A 12,061-nucleotide genomic window follows, 5' to 3' on the forward strand; every position below is an offset into this window, starting at 1 on the left:
GTGTCAGTCGATATCCATGTCAACTGACCCACCGCTATCGCGAGCAGGCTCGCTCCTACAGGAGGTGTCCCTTATTGCCAGCCAAACCGCCGGATGTAGAACCCTTTCACCGCCTGGGTCAGCGCCATGTACGCGAGCAGGATCATCGGCAGGAACACGAAATACAGCGACGGCAATGCCTGCAGCTTGAAGTAATGCGCCAGCGGTCCCATCGGCAGGAAAATCCCCACGGCCATGATCAGTCCGGTCATCACCAGCAGCGGCATGGCCGCGCGGCTCTGCAGGAACGGGATCTTCGGCGTGCGGATCATGTGCACGATCAGTGTCTGGGTCAGCAGCCCGACCACGAACCAGCCCGACTGGAACAGGGTCTGGTGATCCGGGGTGTTGGCATCGAACACGTACCACATCAAGGCGAACGTCGTGATGTCGAAGATCGAACTGATCGGCCCGAAAAACAGCATGAAGCGCCCGACATCCGCCGGCTGCCAGCGCTGCGGTTGCTTGAGCATTTCGTCATCGACGTTATCGAACGGGATGGCGATCTGCGAAATGTCATAGAGCAGGTTCTGCACCAGCAGGTGCATCGGCAGCATCGGCAGGAATGGAATGAACGCACTGGCCACCAGCACCGAGAACACGTTGCCGAAGTTCGAGCTGGCGGTCATCTTGATGTACTTGAGCATGTTGGCGAAGGTCCGGCGGCCTTCCAGCACGCCCTCCTCCAGCACCATCAGGCTTTTCTCCAGCAGGATGATGTCGGCCGCTTCCTTGGCGATGTCCACGGCGCTGTCCACGGAAATACCGATGTCGGCGGTGCGCAGCGCCGGGGCATCGTTGATGCCGTCGCCGATGAAACCGACCACATGGCCGTTGCCCTTGAGCAGGCGGACGATGCGCTCCTTGTGCGAGGGCGTCAGTTTGGCAAAGACATTGGTGGTTTCCACGGCTTTCGCCAGCTCGGCATCCGTCATGCGTTCGATATCGTTGCCCATCAGCAGGCCCTGCTGTTCCAGGCCGACTTCGCGGCAGATCTTCGCCGTCACCAGTTCGTTGTCGCCGGTCAGCACTTTCACCGCCACACCGTGGGCTGCCAATGCCTTGAGCGCCGGCGCAGTGCTTTCCTTGGGTGGGTCCAGGAACGCCACGTAACCGATCAGCGTCAGTGCCTGCTCATCGGCCAGGCTGTAGGTGTCGCGTCCTTCGCTCATCGGCCGTGCCGCTACCGCCACGACACGCAAGCCCTCGGCATTGAACGTGGCCGTGACCTGACGAATGCGCGCCAGCAACTCTTCGGTCAAGGCTTCGTCGACTTCGCCGTGACGCACCCGCGAGCAGACCGTCAGTACCTCTTCCACCGCGCCCTTGCAGATCAGCAGGTGCGGTTGATCGTGCTCGGCGACCACCACCGACATGCGCCGACGGGTGAAGTCGAACGGAATCTCGTCGACCTTGCGAAATGCCGTGCCGACTTTCAATTGACGATGGATTTCGACGTGTTCGAGCACCGCCACATCCAGCAGGTTTTTCAGGCCGGTCTGGTAGTAGCTGTTGAGGTAGGCCATCTCCAGCACGTCATCGGAGTCATTGCCCCAGACATCGACGTTGCGCGCCAGGAAGATCCTGTCCTGGGTCAGGGTGCCGGTCTTGTCGGTGCACAACACGTCCATGGCGCCGAAGTTCTGGATCGCGTCGAGGCGTTTGACGATGACTTTTTTTCGCGACAGGAACACCGCGCCCTTGGCCAGGGTCGAGGTGACGATCATCGGCAGCATTTCCGGGGTCAGGCCCACGGCAATCGACAGCGCGAACAGCAGCGCTTCGGTCCAGTCGCCCTTGGTGAAACCGTTGATGAACAACACCAGCGGCGCCATCACGAACATGAAGCGGATCAACAGCCAGCTGACTTTGTTGACCCCGGTCTGGAACGAAGTCGGCGCCCGGTCGGTGGCGCCGACCCGCTGGGCCAAGGCACCGAAATAGGTGCTGTTACCGGTGGTGAGAATCACCGCCATGGCCGTGCCGGACACCACGTTGGTGCCCATGAACAGAATGTTGTCCAGGTCCAGGGGGTTGAGTGTGTCGCGGTCCTGTTGACGGGGAAACTTTTCCACCGGCATCGATTCACCGGTCATCGCCGCCTGGCTGACGAACAGGTCCTTGGCGCTGAGCACCCGGCAATCGGCGGGAATCATGTCACCGGCCGACAACACGATCAGATCGCCCGGCACCAGTAACCTGATCGGCAATTCGATGCGCTGCGCGCTGAGGTCTTCAAGGTCCCGGCGCATCACCGTGGCAGTGTTGCTGACCATGGCCTTGAGGGCATCGGCGGCCTGGTTGGATTTGGTTTCCTGCCAGAAGCGCAACAAGGTCGAGAGCACCACCATGGAGAAAATCACGATGGCGGCTTTCATGTCTTCGGTCAGCCACGAGATCACCGCCAGCAGGGTCAGCAGCAGGTTGAACGGGTTTTTGTAGCAGTGCCACAGGTGCGTCCACCAGGGCAGCGGTTGTTCGTGCTCGACTTCATTGAGGCCGAATTGCTCGCGCAGGGCATCGGCTTCAAGCTCGCTCAAGCCATCGGTGTGACTGCCCAGATTGTTGAGCAATTGCCCCGTGTCGCTACCGGCGGCGGCCACCAGGGTTTGCGCCAGGGTCGGTGGGACTTCACGGCTGACCGTGGTGTCGGTGAAGGTTTCCAGCAACGCCAGGCGACGGAAGTGCCGGGCGATGTGGCGGTTACGCAGGAAACCTGCGAAGAATTCCTTGAGGGTAAGTTTCATGGCTGGTGCCCCTTTGGTCAGCCGGGAAACCGTTCAGCAGGCAAGCCCACGCCTGTTCCGCCGGAACAACCGGCAAAGCAAGGCCTGGCGCGCCGGTCACGAATGACAGGCGTGTCGATAGGGCGGCGGCCACGACAGGAAAAGTCGAAACCACGCTCTGTTCAGCGTCGATGAGAGGGACGTCGGGACATGGCCAGGACTGGCCATGATCAGGATGCCGCTGCTCGCTTTTCGGCGAGACAACGGCACAGGAGACTGCGCGTTATCTTGCCGAGAAAATGCCGGTTACCGAGACCGGCCGACAACTGTCACTCGAACAAGTACCCACTGTGGGTCTCCGTAATGGATGAAAACGCGCGAAGCTTACGCCCCGATGTTTGGAGAGTAAACCCGTTACAAAAGTTTGCCGGGGGAAATGCGGGGTTCTTCAGGAAGGGTTCAGGAACCAATATTTGTGCAGTGGTTGAAGGCCCCTTCGCCGGCAAGCCGGCTCCTACAGTTGATGCGTAATCCCTTGTAGGAGCCGGCTTGCCGGCGAAGGCGTCATGACAGACGCAGCAAATCTCAACTGGCGGTGGCCAACAACACATCCACCACCGACCGACCATGCCCGCGATGCTTGCCATGTTCATACAGCGAAGCGGCAATCTCATCGGCGCGAATCGGCAGGATCGACAGCAAGGTATCGCTCAAGCCGTGGCTGGCCTGGCAGAAGCCCTGCATGTAGAGGCCGGCCTTGCAGCGCTCATCAGTGATCAGCCGGTAGTTGCGATCGACCTCGAAGTCGCCCAGGTACTCTTCCAGCGGAGCCAGCAGTTTGCGGTGCATCTGCCGCTCGTAACCGGTGGCCAGAACCACGGCGTCGTAGTGACGCACCGAGACTTCACCGGTGGCGTTGTTGTGCAGCACCAGTTCGATGCCGCGCTCGGTGGCTGTGGCTTTTGAGAGGGTGGTCAGGGTGTGGTAGGCATGGCGGGCGATGCCCGAGACTTTCTGCCGATAGAAAATGCCGTAGATGCGCTCGATCAGATCGATGTCCACCACCGAGTAGTTGGTGTTGTGGTACTCGTTCACCAGTCGCTCGCGCTCGCTGTCGGGTTGCTGGAACACCAGGTCGGTGAACTGCGGCGAGAACACTTCGTTGACGAAGGGGCTGTCGTCGGCCGGCTTCAGTGCCGAGCCGCGCAGGATCATGTCCACCTGCACCGACGGGAAGCGGTCGTTCAAATCGATGAAGGCCTCTGCCGCGCTCTGTCCGCCACCGATGATCGCGATGCTCATAGGCTGGTTGTCCACGCACGGCTGCTTGGCCATCTGCGCCAGGTACTGGGAATGGTGGAACACCCGGCCGTCATCCTTGAGCGCCTTGAACACCTCGGGAATGCGCGGCGTGCCACCGGCGCTGACCACCACCGAACGGGTGGTGCGCACCTGCCGATGCCCGGTCACATCGCGGGAAATCACCCGCAACGCCTCGACCTGATGGTTGTGCAGCACCGGTTCGATGGTCAGCACTTCTTCGCCGTAACGGCTTTGCGCAGTGAACTGCCCGGCGACCCAGCGCAGGTAGTCGTTGTACTCCATGCGGCACGGATAGAAGGTGCCCAGGTTGATGAAGTCCACCAGGCGCCCGTGGGCCTTGAGGTAATTGACGAACGAGTAAGGGCTGGTCGGATTGCGCAGGGTCACCAGGTCCTTGAGGAAGGAAATCTGCAACTCGCTCTGGGTCACCAGGGTGTTGCCGTGCCAGCGGTAGTCAGCCTGCTTGTCGAGGAACAGCACATCCAGGTCGCCCTGGCTCGCCCCGCGCTCTTGCAGCGCGATGGCCAGTGCCAGGTTCGACGGGCCGAATCCGACGCCGATCAGGTCGTGAACGAGGGGCGATGCAATTGCCTGTGTCATTTCCAGTGTCCTCTGGATGTTCCCCGCAAAAGCGCGGCATTGAACCTAAGTGACCTGACCGGCCTTGGGCCGCACAACAGGTCGTCTGTTGAGTAGGAACGAGGACAATGAAAAAAAATTTAACGAGGTTTGATGAATCCGCGGGATCAGTGGCCTTCCCACTGGCGCATCCGCACACGGCAATGCTTCATGGCATTGACGATGTGCTTTTCCACCAGTGCACGGGAGATACCCAGTTGCTCGGCGATCTGCGGATGGGACAGGCCCTCGATCTTGCGCAACAGAAAGCTCTCGCGGCACAGCCGTGGCAACTCCGCCAAGGCACGCTGGAGCATGTCCAGGCGCTGGCCGTGATCGAGGACCTTGTGCGGTGAAGGCGTGAAGTAGCGTTCTTCGCTGTCGAGCACGTCCAGCGGCTCGGCGCGACGCAAGGCGTTGCGGCGGTGGTCATCGATGACCAGGTTCAATGCAGTGCGATAAAGGAAGGCGCGGGGTTGCTCGATCGGCGCATCGCTGGTCCGTTCCAGCACGCGCAGATAAGCGTCATGAACCACATCTTCGGCCACCTGGCGGTTGCCCAGCCTGGCGTTCAGGAAACTCACCAGCTCGCGATAGTAGTTCTCCAACATGACTCCCGTCCGCACGTGGGGTGCGGTTTCATTCCTTGAGCCCTTTGTACAACCGCTGAAACAAGCAGTGGCACGATAGTGGCAGTTCGAGTCGCGTAATTTATAGTAATTCTCATATAGATTTAAAGTACTGCTTCAACTTGCCCGGCATTTAGTCACGAACCCTGTGTAGGAGCGAGCCTTGCTCGCGATGGACGTCAACGATAACGCTGGACGCCTGATACCCCGCGGTGCTTTCCAGTCCATCGCGAGCAAGCTCGCTCCTACAGGGGTTTGTGTTGCCGGCTAAATTCTGCGTCCGGTTCATCGTTTACAGGACAGCTCCCCGTCTCTGCCCGCCTGCGCCGCTGAACGACGGGCCGATTTCCTTTGGCCGGAACCCCGAATGAAACGTTCCCGACAAACCCGACGTGTCGTGTTTGCAGCACTCAGCCTGATCCCCGCAATCGCCGTCGCCGCCTGGCAGTTCATCCCCCCGGGCCGCGACCGGTTCGCCACCGTCCAGGTCAGCCGCGCCGACATCGAAAGCAGCGTCACGGCATTGGGCACCCTGCAACCGCGGCGCTATGTCGACGTCGGTGCCCAGGCTTCCGGGCAAATCCACAAGATCCACGTGGAAGTCGGCGACCTGGTCAAGGAAGGCCAGTTGCTGGTGGAAATCGACCCGTCCACGCAACAGGCCAAACTCGATGCCGGGCGGTTCTCCATCGAAAACCTCAAAGCGCAGCTGCAGGAACAACGGGCGCAACACGCACTGGCCCGGCAGAAATACCAGCGCCAACAGAACCTCGCCGCCGGCGGTGCCACCCGTGAAGAAGACGTGCAGACCGCCCAGGCCGAATTGCGCGTGACCCAGGCGCGCATCGACATGTTCCAGGCGCAGATCCGCCAGGCCGAAGCCAGCCTGCGTAGCGATCAGGCCGAGTTGGGCTACACGCGGATATATGCACCGATGGCAGGCACCGTGGTGGCACTGGATGCCCGGGTCGGCCAGACCCTCAACGCCCAGCAGCAGACGCCGCTGATCCTGCGCATCGCCAAACTGTCGCCGATGACCGTGTGGGCCGAGGTCTCGGAGGCCGACATCGGCGACGTCAAACCCGGCATGCACGCCTGGTTCACCACCCTGAGCGGCGGCACCCGGCGCTGGACCAGCACCGTGCGGCAAATCCTCCCCGTCCCGCCCAAGCCACTGGACCAGACCAGCCAGGGTGGCGGCAGCCCTGCCAGCACCAGCAAAAGCGGGAGTGCCCGCGTGGTGCTGTACACCGTGTTGCTGGACGTCGACAACGCCGACAACGCCTTGATGGCGGAAATGACCACCCAGGTATTTTTCGTCGCCAATCAGGCGCAGAACGTACTCACCGCGCCCATCGCCGCCCTGCAGGCCGGCGCGCAGGCAGACCTGCAGACGGCGCAAGTGGTCGCCGGCAATGGCCGCATCGAGCAGCGCAACGTGCGTACCGGTATCAGTGACCGCCTGCGGGTGCAGATCCTCGATGGCCTGCAGGAAGGCGATCACCTGTTGATCGGCCCGGTCGACGGGAGTGGCGGCTGAATGCAGACGCCCCTGATCGACCTGCACCATATCCGTAAAGCCTACGGCGGTGGCGACGCCCCTGAAGTTCACGTATTGCGCGGCATCGACCTGTCGATCCATGCCGGGGAGTTCGTGGCGATCGTCGGTGCTTCCGGTTCCGGCAAGTCGACGCTGATGAACATCCTCGGCTGCCTCGACCGCCCGACCTCGGGCGAATACCGCTTCGCCGGGGAGAACGTCGCGGCCCTGGACAGTGACGAACTGGCCTGGCTGCGTCGCGAAGCCTTCGGTTTCGTGTTCCAGGGCTACCACCTGATTGCGTCCGGTTCGGCCCAGGAAAACGTCGAGATGCCGGCCATCTACGCAGGCACGCCGGCCGCCGAACGCCACGCCCGCGCCGCCGCCCTGCTCGACCGCCTCGGTCTGGCTTCGCGCACTGGCAACCGTCCGCACCAACTCTCCGGCGGTCAGCAGCAACGGGTGTCGATTGCCCGCGCCCTGATGAACGGCGGCCACATCATCCTGGCCGACGAACCCACCGGCGCCCTCGACAGCCACAGCGGCGCCGAGGTCATGACCCTGCTCGACGAGCTGGCCAGCCAGGGTCACGTGGTCATCCTCATCACCCACGACCGCGAAGTGGCAGCCCGGGCCAAGCGCATCATCGAGATCCGCGACGGCCTGATCATCAGCGACAGCGCCGACGAAAATCCGACCGCGCAAAATTCCGCCACACCCGGTGCGCTACAAGCCGTCGACCTGCGCAAGCGCTTGAGTGAAGGCGCCGAAGCGACTGGCGCATGGAAAGGTGAATTGGTCGATGCCGTGCACGCGGCATGGCGGGTGATGTGGATCAACAGGTTTCGTACCGCACTGACCTTGCTCGGGATCATCATCGGCGTGGCCTCGGTGGTGGTGATGCTGGCCGTGGGCGAAGGCAGCAAGCGCCAGGTGATGGCGCAGATGGGCGCCTTCGGTTCCAACATCATTTACCTCAGCGGCTCGGCCCCCAACCCGCGTACGCCGATGGGCATCGTCACCCTCGATGAGGTCGCGGCGATTGCCAGCCTGCCCCAGGTGATGCGGATCATGCCGGTCAACGGCCAGGAAGCCGGGGTGCGCTTTGGCAACCTCGATCACCTGAGCTACGTCGGCGGCAACGACACCAACTTCCCGGCCATTTTCAACTGGCCGGTGGTCGAAGGCAGCTACTTCACCCACGCCGATGAGCAGAACGCCGCCGCCGTCGCGGTGATCGGGCACAAGGTGCGGACCAAATTGCTCAAGGACGTGGCCAACCCGATCGGCCAGTACATCCTGATCGAAAACGTACCCTTCCAGGTGGTCGGCGTGCTCGCGGAAAAAGGCGCCAGCTCCGGCGACTCCGACAGCGACGACCGCATCGCCATCCCCTACTCCGCCGCGAGCGTGCGCCTGTTCGGCAGCCACAATCCCGAGTACATCGCGATTGCCGCCGCCGACGCGCGCAAGGTCAAGGAGACAGAAAAAGCCATCGAGCAACTGATGCTGCGCCTGCACGGCGGCAAGCACGACTTCGAGCTGACCAACAACGCGGCGATGATCCAGGCCGAGGCACGCACGCAAAACACCCTGTCACTGATGCTCGGATCGATTGCGGCGATTTCGCTGCTGGTGGGCGGGATCGGCGTGATGAACATCATGCTCATGACCGTGCGCGAGCGTACCCGGGAGATCGGTATCCGCATGGCCACTGGTGCCCGCCAGCGCGACATCCTGCGCCAGTTCCTCACCGAAGCAGTGATGCTCTCGGTGGTGGGTGGCCTCACCGGAATTGCCCTGGCGCTGATCGTCGGTGGCGTGCTGATTTTCAGCGAAGTCGCTGTCGCCTTTTCCCTGATAGCGGTGCTGGGCGCCTTCGGCTGCGCCCTGGTCACCGGTGTTGTCTTCGGCTACATGCCGGCCCGCAAAGCAGCCCGACTCGACCCGGTCACGGCCCTTACCAGTGAATGATCGATTGATGAAGCCGCCACTCAGTGTGTTAACCCTGTGCCTGTTGCTCGCCGCCTGCGGCAGCCCGGCCCAGCGCCCCGACAGCGGCATCCAGCCGCCGACTGCCTGGCAATCGCCGCACACCGCAGGCGTGACCCATGACAACCGACAATGGTGGAACCGCTTCGGCAGCCCGCAACTGGGTCGCCTGATCGAACAGGCGCGGCTCGGCAGTTACGATTTGGCCGCGGCCATCGCGAGAGTGCGCCAGGCCCAGGCCGATACGGTGATTGCCGGCGGCTCACAACTGCCTGAGGTCAAGGCCGCGGCCAATGCCAACCGCCAGAAATTGCTGCGGGGCAGCGGCTACAGTCAGCTCGATGCCGACAGCGATAACGACGCCGTCGATTACTTCACTGCGAACCTGACTGCCAGCTACGAAATCGATTTCTGGGGTGGCCAACGGGCCAGCCGCGACAGTGCGCAATACAGTTTGCAAGCCAGCGAGTTCGACCAGGCCACCGTGGAGTTGACGTTGCTCAGCGCCGTGGCCAGCGGCTACGCGCAAGCCTTGTCATTGCAGGCGCAGAGCCGCATCGCCGGGTTGAACCTGGCCAATGCCCAGAGCGTGTTGAAACTGGTGCAGACCCGTTTCGATTCCGGCTCGGCCACCGCCCTTGAACTGGCGCAGCAAAAAAGCCTGGTGGCGGCGCAGCAACGCCAGTTACCACTGGTGCGGCAACAGGCCGAGGATGCGCGAATCAGCCTCGCCGCCCTGCTCGGCCGCCCGGCTCAGGCGCTGTCGTTGGGGCAGGAACGCTTCGATCAACTGACCTGGCCCGCCATCGACGCCGGGGTGCCCAGCCAGTTGCTCAGCCGCCGTCCGGACATTGCCCGGGTCGAGGCGCAACTGGCCGCCGCCCAGGCCGACGTCAGTGTCGCCCGGGCCGCAATGCTGCCGACCGTGACGCTCACCGCCGAAGTCGGCTCCGGTGCCGACCGGGTCGACGATATTCTGCGCAGTCCCTTCTACAACATCACTGCCGGTCTGCTCGCGCCGGTGTTCAATAACGGCCGCCTCGGCGCCCAGCGCGACAAGGCGACGGCGCGCCAGGAAGAACTGCTGCAGACCTATCGCGGCGCGATCATCAACGGCTTCGCCGACGTCGAAAAAGCCCTCAATAGCATTCGCGGACTTGATGAACAGCGCCAGTGGCAGAGTGAAGAACTGCGCCAGGCGCAGACTGCGTTCAACATCGCGCAAAGCCGTTATCAGGCCGGGGCCGAGGACTTGCTGACAGTGCTGGAAACCCAGCGCACGCTGTACGCGGCGCAGGATTTGAACGTGCAACTGCGGTTGTCGCGGATGCAGGCGAGTATTGCCCTGTACAAGGCGTTGGGTGGGGGGTGGCAGGTTTTGTAGTTGGGGGGGCTGCGAGGACGCCTTCGCTGGCAAGCCAGCTCCTACAATGGACCTGTGTATGCAGCCCCCTGTAGGAGCTGGCTTGCCAGCGATTGAACGATAACGCGGTATCAGGCCTGGCTCTGTTTAGCCTTCAAATGCCGCGCATACCAAGGCCGTTGCGGCACTTTGCGAAACAGCCCCGCCAGTTTTTTCTCGTCCTCGCCGAAGGTGATACGCAACGCCAGCTTCATGGTTTCCGGGTCCATTTCCACTGACTTGCCGGCCTGCAACCCCGGCGTGGTGCTGCAACCGTGGGTGGTCGGGCCGAGCCAGGGGTCATCGATCTCGACCCAGCGCCCCGGCGCAAACCATTGCACACCGTTGACCTGAAGCCGGCTGACCTGCCCCGGATGGAAGCGCTCGTGGGCGCGGAACCAGTCCTCCAGTCGGTCGTCGATCCAGCCGTGGAAATGCCAGAAAACCGGGTTCACATGGGAGGAAAACGGGTCGCCGAGGAAGTCGTTTTCCGCGGCGAACCAGCGTGCGGAAAAATCCGCCGGATCACGGGCAAACGGCACCGGCTGACCGTTCGACGGATCACGCGGCACCGAAGCCCAGCGCATGTGCAGCCAGTCGTGCAGGCCCAGTTCGACCTCCGAGCCGAACTGGCCGAGGGTCAGCGTCGACAGGTAGCGTGGATCACGGTAGCGCGATTCCCAGACCTGGAAATTGCTGTGATACGTCTCAGCGGTCTTGATGTCGCTGACCCACTGCGTGTACTCGTCATCGTCCTCGGCCAGCCAGGTCGGCGGCAGCGCGGTGCCGTCGTGGTTGTCGAAATAACGCGCGAAGCCGGGCCGGTCCCGCGCCAGCTCCGGCTGCGGCAACGGGAAATGCGTCCAGGAGGGCAAGTCCTGCATCGAACGTGCAGTGCCGAGCATGTGCCGGTGCATGAAGAAAAAGTCCACGCCCGAACCGTTGCGATCCTTACGCGCCCCTCGGGCGTCGCGCTCCCTGTCCCGTGGGCCGGGTTGCCAGCCGAGCCCGCGCAAGGCGCCGCGCTGGTCTTCGGACAGCTTGTGCCATTTGTCCCGGGAGGCATGCCAGAGCTGGTGGAACAAGCGGTGCTCGGGCGATACCAGCCAGGCCAGCAGGGTCGGATTGAGGCTGGTGCGCTCGCGGGCTTCAGGGAATACCCGTTTAACGGCAATGAGTCGATTGTCCTGGACAGGCAGCATCAGCGGCCGCTTCAGGTCCAGCACGCGCCCGCTGAGACTGCCGCTGCCGGCGTTGCCGAAACCGGCCCAGACCTCGTCCAGGGTCATCTCGAACGCGTACTCGCAGCAACCGCTGGCCCCCAGCAGTCGCCAGCCAAGTTGCTTCGGGTTGGCCCCGGACAGATCGCCCAGCACGCGGTAACGGGGCTCTTGCGTGGAGCGCAAACGCTCGGCGGTGTCGAGATAACCGCTGACACCGCGACCCTTGTGCCCGATATCGAGGAACACTTCCAGCCCCTCCAGCGGCAAGCCTTCAATGCCGGCGTCACGACCTTCGAAACGAATCTGCCAGACCCCGCGCAAGGTATCCGCCAAGCGCTGGCCGGCAACATCCGCCACGTCGAACGAGGCTTCGCCGGGGGTGATCGTCGGGTCCGGCCTGGTCAGTTCGCGATGCCCGTAATACACCGCCGGCACGGCGGCACCGGTCAGCGCCAGACCCGCGAGGAACCATCGTCGAGAAATCGTCATTGCCCTACCTGTGTCAGCCATGGAGCAGGCTTTATCCAAGCTAGAACGGTCAGTAGTGCTGAAAATTTAAGAGCTTCGCT

At 62.8% G+C, this 12,061-nt stretch carries 7 protein-coding genes; 3 read left to right on the plus strand and 4 right to left on the minus strand.

The window, feature by feature from the left end:
* Positions 1-71: 71 nt before the first annotated feature.
* From mgtA to PMI31_RS08865, 3 genes are all read right to left on the minus strand, one after another.
* The gene (gene mgtA / locus PMI31_RS08855; RefSeq protein WP_008017579.1) at positions 72-2,786 is read right to left on the minus strand and encodes a magnesium-translocating P-type ATPase; all 2,715 of its coding nucleotides are present in this window, start codon (positions 2,784-2,786) and stop codon (positions 72-74) included.
* Positions 2,787-3,350: 564 nt separating this feature from the next.
* A complete protein-coding gene (locus tag PMI31_RS08860) occupies positions 3,351-4,688 on the minus strand; it encodes a lysine N(6)-hydroxylase/L-ornithine N(5)-oxygenase family protein (RefSeq protein ID WP_008017580.1) in 1,338 nt (445 codons plus the stop codon).
* 146 nt (positions 4,689-4,834) lie between these two features.
* Positions 4,835-5,317, minus strand: coding sequence for a sigma-70 family RNA polymerase sigma factor (locus tag PMI31_RS08865; protein WP_008017582.1), 483 nt, complete (start codon positions 5,315-5,317; stop codon positions 4,835-4,837).
* Positions 5,318-5,702: 385 nt separating this feature from the next.
* Between PMI31_RS08865 and PMI31_RS08870 the strand changes: the two genes are divergently transcribed.
* From PMI31_RS08870 to PMI31_RS08880, 3 genes are read left to right on the plus strand one after another with little or no spacing between them, the layout of a single operon-like run.
* A complete protein-coding gene (locus PMI31_RS08870) occupies positions 5,703-6,875 on the plus strand; it encodes an efflux RND transporter periplasmic adaptor subunit (protein WP_008017583.1) in 1,173 nt (390 codons plus the stop codon).
* Complete coding sequence (locus PMI31_RS08875) at positions 6,876-8,849, plus strand: MacB family efflux pump subunit (protein ID WP_008017584.1); 1,974 nt, start codon at positions 6,876-6,878, stop codon at positions 8,847-8,849.
* Between the two features lie 7 nt (positions 8,850-8,856).
* Complete coding sequence (locus PMI31_RS08880; protein ID WP_008017585.1) at positions 8,857-10,251, plus strand: efflux transporter outer membrane subunit; 1,395 nt, start codon at positions 8,857-8,859, stop codon at positions 10,249-10,251.
* 110 nt (positions 10,252-10,361) lie between these two features.
* On the opposite strand, the gene pvdP is transcribed toward PMI31_RS08880, so the two are convergent.
* On the minus strand, positions 10,362-11,981 hold the full coding sequence (gene pvdP, locus PMI31_RS08885) for a pyoverdine maturation tyrosinase PvdP (RefSeq protein ID WP_008017586.1): 1,620 nt from the start codon (positions 11,979-11,981) through the stop codon (positions 10,362-10,364).
* Positions 11,982-12,061: the final 80 nt, after the last annotated feature.

Source organism: Pseudomonas sp. GM55 (assembly GCF_000282395.1).
Taxonomy (GTDB): domain Bacteria; phylum Pseudomonadota; class Gammaproteobacteria; order Pseudomonadales; family Pseudomonadaceae; genus Aquipseudomonas; species Aquipseudomonas fluorescens_CC.

What these genes read in the sequence shown, in the direction of transcription:
- PMI31_RS08865 (WP_008017582.1), bottom strand. Translation starts at nt 5,317, where the DNA reads ATGTTGGAGAACTACTATCGCGAGCTGGTGAGTTTCCTGAACGCCAGG.
- pvdP (WP_008017586.1), bottom strand. Translation starts at nt 11,981, where the DNA reads ATGACGATTTCTCGACGATGGTTCCTCGCGGGTCTGGCGCTGACCGGT.
- PMI31_RS08870 (WP_008017583.1), top strand. Translation starts at nt 5,703, where the DNA reads ATGAAACGTTCCCGACAAACCCGACGTGTCGTGTTTGCAGCACTCAGC.
- PMI31_RS08880 (WP_008017585.1), top strand. Translation starts at nt 8,857, where the DNA reads ATGAAGCCGCCACTCAGTGTGTTAACCCTGTGCCTGTTGCTCGCCGCC.
- PMI31_RS08875 (WP_008017584.1), top strand. Translation starts at nt 6,876, where the DNA reads ATGCAGACGCCCCTGATCGACCTGCACCATATCCGTAAAGCCTACGGC.
- PMI31_RS08860 (WP_008017580.1), bottom strand. Translation starts at nt 4,688, where the DNA reads ATGACACAGGCAATTGCATCGCCCCTCGTTCACGACCTGATCGGCGTC.
- mgtA (WP_008017579.1), bottom strand. Translation starts at nt 2,786, where the DNA reads ATGAAACTTACCCTCAAGGAATTCTTCGCAGGTTTCCTGCGTAACCGC.